Genomic DNA, 13,619 nt, shown 5'->3' on the forward strand with positions numbered 1-13,619 from the left:
AAATGAGAGGCCTCGTGCCTCTCATATGAGGAAAAAATTGTGAAGTTTAAATTAAACAAAATAGCAATGGCTTTGCCATTGGGTATGATGACGCTTGGCGCAATCGCCGCGCAGCAATACCCGGATGATATTCCGAACGTGCAAGCCAATATTGCCGATGTGAATGCGCAAGCAAAAGCAACGGTACAAAATCAAAAAGCCCGTTATTTCGTGTTACTTGAAGACGAGCCTGTAGCACTTTATCAAGGTGGCATCAAAGGCTTTCAGGCAACAAACGTAGCGGCATCTAACGGTGTAAACACTAATGCTAGTGGTAAGCTTGATCTGAATAGCTCAGCGTCTGTTGTTTACCGTAATTATTTGTCAATAAAGCAAAATGAAGTGTTTGCTAATGTACAAGGTAAATTAAATCGCAGCGTTAATATGCTAGGTCGTTATCAAGTAGCCCTTAACGGTATGTTAATGGAACTTGAAGAACACGAAGTATTATCACTGCGCAAAATGCCTGGCGTTTTAGCGGTACAAAAAGACGAGCTTAAGCAACTGATGACCGATGTGGGTCCACAGCATGTTGGTGCGCCAACGATTTGGGATAACGCTGAAATCGAAGGCTCAAAAGGTGAAGGTTTAGTTATCGGTGTTATGGATACTGGTATCGCTTCTTTCTTGAAACAAGGCTGGAGTTGGCGCGGTGACGCAGCGTTTGATGGTGTACCTCATCATCCGGCATTTGCTGACATTGGCGGTGACGGTTATGATCACACCAACCCATACGGCGAAGGCGTGTACTTTGGTGATTGTGTTGATCAACCATTTTGGTGTAACGATAAGGTAGTCGGTGTTATCGGCTATGACAACATCAGCTTTACGCACGCATGGTCAACATCTGATATGCGTTATCTAACTGGTCAGGATGGTCATGGTCATGGTACCCATGTTGCTTCAACCATTGCCGGTAACGTCGTACATGGTGTGCAATACCCAACGGTTTATCCACACATGGAACAAACCTGGAAACATAAGTACTACAATTCTGAAATGACTACTAGCATCAGTGGTGTTGCACCACACGCTAACATCATGTCATATCAAACGTGTGGTGTTGGTGGTTGTTGGGACCATGCTGCGGTTGAATCAATCGAGCACGCGATTGCCAATAACGTTGATGTATTGAACTACTCTGTTGGTGGTGGCGCCCGTTCTCCTTGGTACTCTGCGGATTCATTAGCGTTCTTGTCGGCTCGTGAAGCCGGTATTCATACCGCTGTATCTGCAGGTAACTCAGGTGCTCGTGGTGAGAAAACCGTAGGCTCTCCAGGTAACTCACCTTGGGTAACCACTGTTGCAGCATTTACTCATTCTCGTGACTTTACTGAAGAAAAAGTAGCCACTTTCACTGGTGGTGACACTGATTTAGGCGAGCTATTTGGTAAAGGCGCAACATCAGGTGTTGGTCTTGATGGCGCTCTTGAAGTGGTATATGCCGGGAATGTTGAAGACGAAGCTCGCGCAGAGACCGCCGGTATGGTTGGCGCATGTGGTGACAGAGCCTTACCATCTTCTTGGGCTGAAGGCAATGTTGCAGGTAAAGTTGTCGTCTGTCGTCGCGGCGGTGTGGATGCCGATGGTCAACCTTTATCTCGCTTGTCAAAAGGCGCGGAAGCATTAAGAGCAGGTGCGGCTGGCATGATCTTTATCAATTCTGACGATGAATTTGATAATGTTGTCAATGATTTGCACGTATTACCTGCAATTCACCTTACTAAAGAAGACGGTGATGTACTATTAACCTGGTTAGAAACTGGCGAAGGCCACAGTGTGAGCTTCACTGATTCTGAGCTAGAGCTTAATGAAGACAAAGCTGATATCACGGCAAGCTTTACGTCACGTGGTCCTGATTACTTCACAGGTGATTATCTATTACCAGATATTGGTGCTCCAGGTGTTGATATTCTTGCTGGCGGTTTAGGTCGTCGTATGCACAGCCGTGCAAACCCTGTGTATGCGCAAATCGATGGTGACTGGCGCTTTATGAGCGGTACTTCTATGTCATCGCCTCATATTGCTGGTATGTACTTGCTTATGAAAGCGGCGCGTCCAGACTGGACACCGGCGGAAGCGCAATCGGCTCTGATGATGACCGCATTCACCGACGTTAAAGAAGACGATGACTTTGATGGCGAAATGAATCGTGCTGACTTCCACCGCACTGGTGCTGGTAGTGCCCGTGTCGACGTTGCCATTAATGCCGGTCTTGTTTTGGACGAAACTCGTGCAGGCTATGAAGCAGCTAACCCATATGCCGAAGAGTATGGTCAGCAAGATGAAATTGCTGGCTGGCATGGTGAACCACATCAAATGAACATGCCAAGCTTGTCAAAAGGCAAATGTTTGATTGATTGTGATTGGACTCGTACCTTTAAAGCAACCGCGACGACTGATTACACAGTAAGTTTCATGTACTATCACGAAGGTTTTGAATTGTCAGCGGATAAGATGACATTCAGCGCTGTAGAAGGTGAAGAGACTGTTGTTAAGTTCATGGCTAATGCGGGTGAAGGCCTGAAAGATGAGTGGGTAAACGCACGCGTTGTATTAACTCCATCTGATGCATCTCTGCCAACATTGACCATGCCGGTAACGGTTAACTTTATTGCTGGTATTGTTCCTGAGCAAATTGATATCGATGTTCATCGTACTAACGACTCTGTTAAAGTTGAAGGTATCATTACAGCAGGTACTAACGATCTACAACTTGAAAAATCAGGTATCGTTAAAGCGGACCAATACGATTTTGAATTGATGCGCGATGCGACCAACAACGAGATTTTCGATTATCGTGATGAAAACAACCCGACCATCAAAACCATTCCATTAAACGTTCAGGCTGGTACTAAGCGCTTATTGGTTAGTATTGATGAAACGACGTCTCCGGATATGGATGTCTTTATCGGTATCGATGCCGACCTTGACGGTAAGTTATCAGCCATTGAAATGGGCTTGATTCGCTATATGAGTGCGAGTCCTGATTCAAACGAAGTAATCGATATTCTTGATCCTATCCAAGATACCTACTGGATTCTTATCCATAACTGGGCAGAAGGTCCTGCACCATTAGAAGAAAACCAAATGGTGTGTGAAGAAGGCCAGGAAGCAGACGAAGGCATGGAGTGTGCGGATGCACCTATCATGGATAACGTTAAGCTAACTGTTAACAACATCCTTTATGATGAAGACAACATGCTAGTTCATGTACCTTCAGAAGCGGCTCCTCGTGAAGAACTTGATGCGCGTGTTGAGTGGGATCAAATGATGAATGAAGGCGACAAATACCACGGTGTATTCTGGTTAGGTACAGATGCTGAAGTTCCAAGAAACATTGGTTCCGTGCGTGTAAACATGAGTCGCGGTGCAGATGAGCTTAAAGTGAAGCCTGCATCAGTATCTGGTGATGTTATCTCTTTCGCTATGCATTTAGCTGCAAACAATAGCGGTGAAGATCGTCACTATGACTTCTCAGTTGATTTAGCTGACAACGTTGGTATTGATTTACTGGTTGTTGATCAGGTTATCGATGGCGTTGGTCAAACTCAGTCAACCAAAGATTTGGCTTACAAATTTGAAGCCAATGAAATGAGCTTTGACTACGTTCACCCAGCTGGCGCACCAACAACGGTATTTAACGTTGTATTAAACGCTAGCGAAGTTATCGGTATGCAAGATGCAACACCGGTTGTTCACTCAATGGTTGCATCAGCAACACAAGAGCAACTAGACGTTGTTGAAACAACCGAAGGTCCAGTATTTATCGCTGGTCGTCCAACGGCTGAAGTGGTTAGCACTGTTGCATTGATTGAAGAGGGCGAAATCGTGTCTGTTCAAGCCAATATGGTTGATGCGGTTATTGAAAACCCACAAATCAGCTACCGATGGACGCAAATCTCAGGTCCTACAGCACAAATCACGACTGTAGATAACGGCATGAGTTTTGAAGCACCTAAAGTAGATGAGTTGACTACCCTTGAATTTGCTATGGTGGCATCAAATGGTGAGAAAGACAGTCAACCTGTTAACTTCTCAGTTGATGTTGAAGAAAAGCCTGGTGATGGTGGTAGTACATCAATGGTTATGTTGTTACTAGGTATGCTTGGTTTAGGCCGCAAACTAGCGAAACGCAAATAATCATAATGATATATCGTTAAGCAAACTAAAAAGCACCTGTTGACTATGTCACAGGTGTTTTTTTTATGTCTATCAATTAGCGTAATTAAATGATGAGAAGAAAGAGTAAAAATGTAATTAAGGGGGGTGATAGACGCTTGTAAAAACATATCTAGACCTGTTATCTGCAAGTCGACAGCGGATGACTGTACTATATCGATTTTTGCAATTTCGCTCAGCTTGATGTTTACCTCTTTGTAATTGGCTGTATACGAAGAGTCAATATTAGAGATAAATTGCTGGTTTATTCTCGTACCCACATCTCAACCACATCACCATCCATTGTTGCTATACGAACCTTATTACCAATTTCTATATTGTCTTGTACTATTTTGCTGAACTTTTCTGCATTTTCAATTTTCAATTTTCGATTTTGCATCGCATATCGCATATCGCATTTCGACATGCCTCACATGCTGTGAAAAACGCACAACGCAATGAGATATCACTAAAATGGTTAAATAACGTTCTATTTGTGTGGTGCGAGAGAAAGGCTATCAAGTACAATTAACAAAGACAGAAAACTATAAGGAAGTGATTAATTAGTTTGAGGTTACTCGGGTTCTCTGACTCCTTGTGGTTAGCGGTGATGCTCTAACCATAGCTTGGCACCGAAAAATACACAGTTGTCACACTATCGATTTAAGCACCGATTGCAACATTACTATCGCCGGCGGTGCCTGTTTTTTCGAAAGCAACACCAACCTAGCATGTCGTTGTACCGCAGTGAGCGCTGTTGTCTATTATTTATTGTTTTCTTGTGACTTGGTCATAATATCTTGATAAGACTCCAAAACTTTTTTCGCTAAAGCACCGTATTCAGGGTGACGTTTGACCAAAGCCATGACTTGATGGCTGTCGTGAAGAATTTGTTCTAAATACTCGAGATCGCGCTCATCAAGCACACCACCGTCATCTACTTTTTTTTGCAGTGCTTGCATTTTAGGGTAGCGCTCGGTTTCAAAACGTTTTAGAAGTACCGCAATGACGCCATGATCTTTTTGATTTAGGTCCATATTTCACCCTATTAATTTTGATTTAATATTTTGAGTATAGAGTATGGACGGCAAAAAGGGCTATTTCCAATTAAGCAGCAAGCGTTATCGTCAAAATGTTACATTATGGGCGTTATCAATAGCTTATATATAATGACCGGAAATAACTGAGCGGCTATAGATTGTTAGCCGCTAAATTGGATCATATTAATATCCGCATCAGGAATATTATTTAAGGTTAATAAGTAACTGTGCTCATCTGCTGGCGATAAGCCAAAGTATTTACGCACGCTGCCCCGTGGGAAGCGATTAATAATCGACTCCGTCGCATCTTGATTTTGCCTTATCACGTAGTCGTATTCGTTATCTCGCTTTAGATAATACAAATTGTCATCCAAGATGAAATAGCTGCCATAATCAGCTTGCGCCAAGGTATCATTTACTTGGCTTTCTGTTTGGCTTTTTAGATCAATTTTCCAAACACCAACAGCAGTTTCTTTACTGACGTACAAGGATTGATTTTCAAAAAACAGGCTCTTAACTTGTTGGTCACTGACTTTGGTTAAGGTGCCTGTACTAAGTTGCAAATGATAAATTCCTGGGCTATTACCAGTAACATTGGCAAAATAAATGTCATTATCTGTCTGTCCCCAGGTAAGGGCTGTTGGCTCCATACCAGGTAGCACAATAGGGTTGAGGGTCTTACCTTCAACATCGCCTATATATAGCGAATAGATACTTTCATGCTTTGGCTTTATCGTCGCGATAAATCGGTCACCAGATGGTGATATCTTAGGCTGTAATGTGGTGCCGAGACCTTTGGTCAAGTTCATTGACTTATTACCTGATCTTCGCCAAACGTCCCAGTTCTTATCGCGATTTGACATAAAAATGATGTCGGAACTGGCTACCGAGTATGAACCGTACATATCTCGATAAGACGACGATACACGGTTAATTTCTTGACCATCGCTGATTGTACGCTGACTGATGTGTTCCTTAGTATTGTACTGGGCATAGAACAGACGGTTATTCTTACTATCAAAGCTCAAATTAGCAGGCGACTGTATTTGCTTTAACACCGTATGTTCTAGACTATCGACGTTCAGTTTATATAAGTGATAACTGCCTTTCTCAAGAATGTTGGTATAAATACGTTCGCCTTTTGCGTCCCATGTAAGGCCAATAATAGAATCTTTATTATCGACAACGATTCGCTCAGGCGTATTCATGGCCACATGAATGATTTGTGCCTGCTGGTAGCCTTGTCGAATAAACACAATTTCGTCACTATTTTTTGCGAAACGCGCAAGTACATCTTTTTCTGAGTTTTCAGGGAAACTCATTTGTTGCATGTGTTTGCTTTGCAGATCGAAACGAAACAGTGCTTGTGCTTCAGCCATCACTTTGCCAAATAGCAGATAACGACCGTCTTTACTCCAGTCAAGGTTACTGCGATTGCCAGAATAAACACAGTCATCTGTGATGATGTCGGGGCGCATCGACGCTAAGTCTTGAATGACAATTTGACAGCCGTTATTCGCGGTTTTCTCAATAAACGCGATACGCTCATTGTCAGGTGACCATGCCGGTGCTATCTGATCGTTGTTTGAGTTCGACAGCAAGCGGATAGGCGTATCTCGATCGGCGAGATTTTTAATATAAATTTGTCCTGGGCGATTAAATTGGCGCCAGCTAAATGCCAGTTTTTCGCCTTTACTGTCTATCGCAGGGTGATTTTCGATACCTTGAAAGATGGTGATTTCTTTCGGTGTTTCTAATTGCGATAGTTGCGTTTTTGATTCACCTTTAGTGAGGTAGTGAATGATCAATGTAATCGGTAGTAATAGCGCAATGCAAATACCTATCAACAGAAATTTAGGAGTATTAATCGCCTGATTATTATTGACTTTTAGTATTGGTGCGGCTTGTACAGGAGTATGTTTTACACTTTCCGATTCTGGCTCTATAAGCAATACGTAACCCACTTTACGTATGGTACGAAAAACTTCTAATTGGCCATTATCTAGATCAGAAAAAGACTTTCTTAGATGCCACATTGCATTGGTAAAGCCTCGCTTACCAACACCAACATTCCCTTGCCATATGCGTTCTATCGCTTTATCGACATCAACTTGATGTGATGGCTCCGATATAAATAGTTTAAGTAACTGAAATACCTTGACCGGTAGGACAACGGTTTCACCGTCGTAGGAGATCGCATTAGACTGGCAATCCACGGTAAAATGACCAAGTTTGTATTGCTTATTCTCAAGCTCAATCATGTTTGTAAACCCTTACGCAGAATAATTAGACCTATGTTCAAAAATTTAGGATATGTATAGTGCCCAAAATGACAAATTTATTCAATTATTTTCGCCTAAGTTAACAACTTTATTCAAATTTTTCACAAATATATCTTATCAATTGAGCAACAATGTTCGATTAAGTCATTGTTGTTACAAACCTATGCCTTTTTTACATAATGCATATGTATGTTATTCATTAGCGAAAACTTAACAAAATCCTTACTATTCGCCGCATAATTTGAATTGAACGTCTTGTTGACACCGCGGCATCTATTAAAAGCTGCAGAAATGGATAGCAGTATTGATTTCGGGGATGATTGAAAACGCCCTGCATTGTTAGAGTTGAGTTAGGTATGTCAGTTGTCGGTTATAGATCGTAAATCCCAACATATAGAACACTGAACACGATACACAGCGCACTGCTTTAGCTAAACCAGTGTAAGCCTGTGCACAGCTCTATTAACTATATCGTTGCCACAAGCTGTAATTGCCATTTATTGGCAATTAGCAAAGAACTCTTAGGGGAGAGTAAACTTTGAGTGCCGGCCTTTGGGCTGGCCTTTTTTTTGTGTCCAATCTAATTAAGCCCGGGTTAAAATAGCATTAACCGTTCAATTAACCAAAAACTCGCCAGAGTACCAATGCCATACGCAGGTACTTGCTGACTCCATTTGGGCAATAACGACAACCATTTTTTAGCTGCCGTAATGACCACCAGCATCGCACATACGAAGGTCAATTGACCAAGCTCTACGCCAATATTAAAGGACAATAGCGCCAGTAAGACTTCATTTTGTGGTAAACCGATATCCCCCAGAGCACCCGCAAAGCCCATGCCGTGTAATAAACCAAAGGTGAATGCAACGATCCATGGGTAGCGCGCGGTAATGCTGTCATTGCCGCGATAAACATAAATTAATTCTCTGGCAAGAAAGACGATAGACAGGGCGATGATCGCCTCAACTGGCGGACCAGGTAAGGTAAACCAATTAAGAGTCACCGAGGCGAGGGTAATACTGTGAGCTAGAGTGAAGAAGGTAATGGTCCAAATAAGTTTCTTCCAACCTACAACCAACAAAATCAGAGCTAATACAAACAGCAAATGATCCAAACCAATTAATATGTGTTCAAAGCCAAGTATGGTGTAATTGCTAAACACATCGAATTTGGCCATGGTCAAGGTTGTCGGCACGGCATACTGATCATTTTCGGTGTTCAATACCGTCGACAATAAGTTACCGTCAGGGGTGATGATGCGCAAGATAGCCTCGTAGCTAGAGCCTTTTAATCCTTCAATGGTTAGGGTTAATCCGCCAATGCCATGCGCTCTGCTAATTTTCCAAGACTGGATGTACGCAGAGCCGAGACTGCGAGTACGAATCGGTGACTTTTGTATTGTTTGATCATCGAAGATTATCGCAAACGCTGGCGCCTTGTTATTTTTAATAGGCACTTTCCAAAGTACTTCATATTGAGATTGGTCAATGGCTTGTATGGTCAATGATGCAGGGCGAAAATCATCAGCAACACTGACAAAGCTTGCCAATAAACACAAACTTGCTATTAGATAACGCAGCATTATGAATCGCCCTGTGGTTTCTCAATATTGATTTGATATCGCTCGAGCAATTCACTTTCGTAGGCTTGTTTGAAGCTTTGTGCCATATCATATTGCCAATCGTACAAGACAGTTTCTTTTACTGTTTCATAGTCGCGCGGCGCCGCCGGTGTGTGTTCACGAACCATAACAAAATGCTTACCGTAGCCAGAATCTATCGCCTGACTCCACGTGTTGAGTGGCAGCTGTTTTAGCTTATCGCTAAATTGTGCACCAAATTGGCGTTGTATTTGAGCACTAGAGCGTTGTTCAAATTGCTTGGTTAGCATACTTGCATCACCTTGCGGCAACAGTCCTTGGGCAATTCGTTGTTGCTGTTGTTTTAATGCGTTATTAAGCTCTTGCTCGCTGCGATCTATGGAGATATAGACTTGGCTAAAACTGTAGGTTTCTTCTGCGAGATATCGGTCACTATGCTCCTGATAATATGCTTTTAATTCTTGCTCTGACGGTGATTGCACTAACGCCATTTCTTCGAGCAAGTACTCCATCTTTTGTCTTAATCGACGGTCAATGACTCTATCGCCTTTATTCAAACCAAGTTCTCGCGCTTCTTTAAGGTATATTTCGTTCAGCGCATAGCTTTGAATGGCGATATCGAGTTCTTGTGCGACAGGTTGGCGTTGCTTGCGATCAACAATGTCATTTTTAAGTTGTTGGACACGGCCTTCGCTTACCACAATCATGTAGTCATCGTTTTGTTGCTGATTACGCCACTGATAAACCAGCAGTATTGTTGCTGAAAGAAGGAGGAAATGGAGCAGGGGATCGCGAATTATTCTTTTTAACATATAGCTACCACGTATCACCATGACCAGATTTTAAGCTGGTCATGGTGTTATTTTGTTATTATTTTGGTGAATACCAAATAGGTGATGTGTACGCACGCTCTTGGGTAAATACTTCTGACTCATCAGGGATTTCAGCGCCCAGGCGAACTTTGTCATATAGCACCCAACGCGGTGTTGGGATTTCCAGAACACGGACATAATAAAACGCCGATTCTGAGGCATCAAAATCAGGATCTGTCCACACTGTTGCCAATTGGGTATCACCAATGCTGTTGCTGTAAGTCGCGGTGTCGGCATCAACGGTATTACCTACCGGCGTTTTACAACGACCATTGCTGTCAATCTTGCGACCATCTGATACGGCAACATCAAAGATGCGTTCATGTGCTTTACCGTCTTTGTCTACCCAACCTTTAATGACCTGTATACGGTCAAGGTTGCCGCTCATCGGATCTTTTAATGCGGAGATGATGAAGTTTGGTGCTTTACCAGCAGCACCGAGTAAATCGCCGCCCATAGGCACACCTTTGGCATAGCCTATTTCAGCAACATTACTGGCATAGGCATCGTCTTGTGCATATTGCCAACCACCGAAAAATCTTACTGTCATACGAGGACCGGTTGTAGCGTAGGTTTCTTTTCGCTCAATGGCATCGTATATGGCTTCTCGGGTGTTATCTGATGCCCATACTCCGGTATAACCTGAAGCGGTAATCATGTAGCCTTCAATGGCACCTAATTTTGATTCAATAAATGGGTGGTTAATACGCTCTTTGCTTGGCTCTACGCTAACCGATTTGCTGAAAAAGTTATCTTCGTCAGCGGTTGCTAATGATGTGTGGCTGTCCGTTGCACCACCAATACCAAACTTGTATGGATTAACACCAAATTTTTTCTCTAACAACAAGCCTTGTTTTAAGGCTTCTCTGCCATATTCGCCTTTTAACATTTCTGGTTTTTTCAACTCAGTAATATCTAAATTACCGACATCCCAGGTTTCATAATCAGCAAATTCGTCATCTGGTGACAAATAAGGGTGAGTCTCACCGTCACCTTTAATTTGGGTTATTTCATAATGTGGTTCCCATTTAGCTCGAGCGCTGACGTATTCCATATCAACTTCGCCGCCATGATAGGTTTTCTCTGTTGGAAACATCCAACCATTTGATAGGTTACCGTTGTGGGCGAAAGCGAATGCTTTACCGCCTGTGGTGTTTTGGTAGTCTTCGAGCCACTTGTATAATGATTTAGGGTCGGTGCTACCTTTGGGTTTTTGCGTCACCGCAGGAACCACTTGCAATGCTTTGTCGGCATTGTCTCTAATAATGACATTGCGGTGCAAATTGAAACCTTTAGGCACTGATGTCCACTCAAAACCTATAAACGCTGTGAATAGACCCGGTTCGTTGTGTCTGTCGGCGGCTTCAACGATATCTTTCCATACACCATCAAATACTTCAGAGCCAGGGCTGTAATCTTCAAGGATTTGTTCAGGTAAGGTCATTTGAGCAAAGTTAGTGATCAAATCGAACGCCGCTTTACCTGCTTCGCGGCCACCTTTTTTAAAGCCTTCGTGCCACTCTTTGCCCTTTGGATCCGCAAGGATGTTATCGGTACCGGATTTTATATCGGTGGCAATACCCATCAAATCGGTGTGGTCAGTAACAATCAACCAATCTAAAGGTCGCGCGAGTTTTACCGGTAAGCCTGTAGATGAGGTAATTTCCTCGCCTTTGGCTAAGCGGTATGCTTCGTCTAATCCCACGGTATTACCGAATAAACCGGCATCGAGCGATAAACCCGTATGCAAATGGGAATCACCCCAGTACACATTGCGTGGCATATCTGAATTGGCAGGAGGAGAGAACGACTTGGCGTTTTCATCTTTGTTAGCGGCCTGCACACTTTGTGATAGACATAAAAACAGCGACGCAGCCAATAACGAGTAGTTAAAGGTCATGTTTGACTCCCTTGTTATCGATTATTTTTGTTCGACAATTGAGTATTTAATTTTGATGTAAACACGGCTTTAGATTACAACGCTTGTTGAATAAATTAATAATAGAACGAGTTTGCTAACTTTGCTAACTAACAAATGCATTTAATTAGCTGATAATAATAGATTTTTACAATATTCAGCGATGGCTAAAGATGAGGTGAGCCCAGGGCTTTCTATGCCAAATAAATTAACCAGTCCAGCAAAGCCATGCTCAGTCTTGGATTGGATCATAAAATCGGTGGTGCCGGTATCGGGGCCAACAATTTTCGGACGAATACCAGCAAAGTCAGAGTGTAATTTACTGGGGTCAAGGGCTGGATAGTAGCGCTGAATCTGGTCGATAAACATCGCTTTCCTTTCTTCACTGACGTCGTAGTTTATATGGTCTACCCATTCAACATCAGGTCCAAACCGTACTCGTCCTTGAAAGTCGACTAATGAGTGAGCGCCTAAACCTGCGCTGTTAGGCAGTGGATAGATAAGGTGATTGAAAGGAGATTTACCTTCTAAGGCAAAATAGTTACCTTTGGCTAAAAATTGATTGGGGATCAAGGCTTGTGGGAAGTCGGTTATTGTTCGAGCTAACGATTGCGCCCCTAGACCTGCCGCATTGACCAGTTGTTGGCATTCTAATGGGTAATCCTCATAGGTATCAGATAACTCATCTTTCACTGAAATGTGCATGAGAAAACCTTGCTTGGTTTTTTCTACGCTATCGACTCGACTATGGTAGGCAATAATGCCATCGTGACGTTCAACATCAGACAACAAATTAACCAATAAATCATGCACATCGATAATGCCGGTCGACGGAGAATGCAAAGCGGCGATGGCGCTGATGTTAGGTTCGAGCTCTTTGATCTGCTCAGAGCGAATGATGTTTAGATCGCTCACGCCATTGACCATACCTTGACTGGTTAATCTATCGAGTTTAACCATGTCTTGTTGATTCGTGGCAACCACTAATTTGCCAATACGTTTATGCTGGATGTGGCGTTGTTGGCAGTAGTCATATAATAACTGCTTACCTCTAACGCATAGTTGTGCTTTTAGACTGTTGGTCGAATAATAAAGCCCGGCGTGAATTACACCTGAATTGCGACTGGATACTTGAGTGCCAAAACTTTCCGTTTGCTCTAAAATAATTACCTGTTTGCCTGCCATGGCCAACTCGCGGGCTATGGCAATGCCTATAACACCGGCACCAACTACAACAGTGGGAAGTTTATCACTCATACGGGCTTCTTTTTTTTGTTCCTCTACTTTCACTTTAGACGCTTTTTTGCGGTTTAAAAAGGTAATAGCAGACGAAAACAGAACAGTATTAACGAGTACGAATTAAAAATATGTTTGGATTGCTGAGATATTAATCGATGGCTTTATTAGGGGGGAATGTTGTTCGAGCCACCCAAGAATACGCACAAAAAAATCAGCTCAAGGCTGATTGATGTATTATCATTCTTAGTTTAATGAGAATGGTGGGTGTGACTAGATTCGAACTAGCGTGGCGCTGGAGTGATCGAGAGTAGGTAGTGTTTTTTCTTTGGCTGTCTAGCTAATTTAAAACGTCTTAGTATTCCAAAAATAAGGCACAAAAAAATCAGCTCAAGGCTGATTGAAGTATTCTCATTCTTAGTTGAATGAGAATGGTGGGTGTGACTAGATTCGAATTAGCGTGGCGCTGGG

The 13,619-nt window shown here is 42.7% G+C and carries 8 protein-coding genes; 1 reads left to right on the forward strand and 7 read right to left on the reverse strand.

Translation table 11 applies throughout. The annotated features are described in order from the left end of the window. Positions 1-39 precede the first annotated feature (39 nt). On the forward strand, positions 40-4,182 hold the full coding sequence (locus tag HII16_RS09905) for a S8 family serine peptidase (RefSeq protein ID WP_169129730.1): 4,143 nt from the start codon (positions 40-42) through the stop codon (positions 4,180-4,182). A 283-nt stretch (positions 4,183-4,465) separates the two neighbouring features. Here the strand turns inward: HII16_RS09905 and HII16_RS09910 are convergent, their stop codons facing one another. The 7 genes from HII16_RS09910 to HII16_RS09940 form a co-directional block, all read right to left on the reverse strand. Continuing rightward, entirely contained in the window at positions 4,466-4,627 is a 162-nt protein-coding gene (locus HII16_RS09910; protein ID WP_211183473.1) for a hypothetical protein, read from the reverse strand. A 337-nt stretch (positions 4,628-4,964) separates the two neighbouring features. Beyond that, positions 4,965-5,237 carry a hypothetical protein gene (locus tag HII16_RS09915; RefSeq protein WP_169129734.1) on the reverse strand — a complete coding sequence of 91 codons (273 nt, stop codon included), beginning with the start codon at positions 5,235-5,237 and terminating at the stop codon, positions 4,965-4,967. Between the two features lie 164 nt (positions 5,238-5,401). Continuing rightward, positions 5,402-7,501, reverse strand: coding sequence for a winged helix-turn-helix domain-containing protein (locus HII16_RS09920; RefSeq protein ID WP_169129736.1), 2,100 nt, complete (start codon positions 7,499-7,501; stop codon positions 5,402-5,404). Positions 7,502-8,117: 616 nt separating this feature from the next. Further along, positions 8,118-9,104: a HupE/UreJ family protein gene (locus HII16_RS09925; protein ID WP_169129738.1), complete on the reverse strand. Its 987-nt coding sequence runs from the start codon at positions 9,102-9,104 to the stop codon at positions 8,118-8,120. Beyond that, the gene (locus HII16_RS09930; RefSeq protein WP_169129740.1) at positions 9,104-9,934 is read right to left on the reverse strand and encodes a peptidylprolyl isomerase; all 831 of its coding nucleotides are present in this window, start codon (positions 9,932-9,934) and stop codon (positions 9,104-9,106) included. Before HII16_RS09930 ends, HII16_RS09925 begins: the two co-directional genes overlap by 1 nt. Before the next feature lie 58 nt (positions 9,935-9,992). After that, positions 9,993-11,894 (reverse strand): DUF3604 domain-containing protein, encoded by a 1,902-nt coding sequence (locus HII16_RS09935; RefSeq protein WP_169129742.1) that lies wholly within the window; start codon positions 11,892-11,894, stop codon positions 9,993-9,995. 141 nt (positions 11,895-12,035) lie between these two features. Next, positions 12,036-13,169, reverse strand: coding sequence for an NAD(P)/FAD-dependent oxidoreductase (locus HII16_RS09940; RefSeq protein WP_169129744.1), 1,134 nt, complete (start codon positions 13,167-13,169; stop codon positions 12,036-12,038). Between the last annotated feature and the right edge of the window lie 450 nt (positions 13,170-13,619).

The organism is Thalassotalea sp. Y01 (assembly GCF_012932945.1).
Taxonomy (GTDB): Bacteria; Pseudomonadota; Gammaproteobacteria; order Enterobacterales; family Alteromonadaceae; genus Thalassotalea_A.